Here is a 512-nt window from a genome sequence, read left to right on the forward strand (position 1 = left end):
TGGGTCGGCGCGGACCACTGGGAAAAGGCCGCGCGGCCGGGCATGGACCTCGCCACGATCATCGAGACCTCCGAAGTCTGTGTCGTCGGTCTCGACGGGGGCGGCCTCGACGACCTTCTCGGAATCAGCGTCCTCGGCCGGCATGCCGAGACGAAGGCCTGGCAGCACTGGGGCAAGGCGTGGGCCGATCGCGGCGTGCTCGAGCTGCGCAAGTCGATCGCGCCCGAGCTCGAGGACCTGGCCGAGGCCGACGAGCTCGTTTTCGTCGACAACCTCGAGGCCGAGGCGATCCCCGAGATCGTGGCGATCTGTCAGCAGATCGACGCGGCGGGGCGGCTGCCGGAAGAAGATGGCATCGGCATGGACCCCGAGGGCGTGGGCGCCATCGTCGACGCGCTGATTGAGGCGGGCTTCTCGATCGAGGACATCCGCTCGATCAGCCAAGGCTACAAGCTGAACGCCGCCATCAAGACGGCGCCGGTCAAGCTGAAGAACGGCTCGATGGTGCATTG

Annotated in this window: 1 pseudogene; it reads left to right on the plus strand. The window is 67.4% G+C overall.

Annotation, left to right across the window (positions count from 1 at the left end):
* Window positions 1-512: pseudogene (locus RISW2_RS25290) on the plus strand (terminase large subunit); the annotation flags it as partial.

It is taken from the genome of Roseivivax isoporae LMG 25204, from assembly GCF_000521865.1.
In the GTDB taxonomy this organism is placed as follows: Bacteria; Pseudomonadota; Alphaproteobacteria; order Rhodobacterales; family Rhodobacteraceae; genus Roseivivax; species Roseivivax isoporae.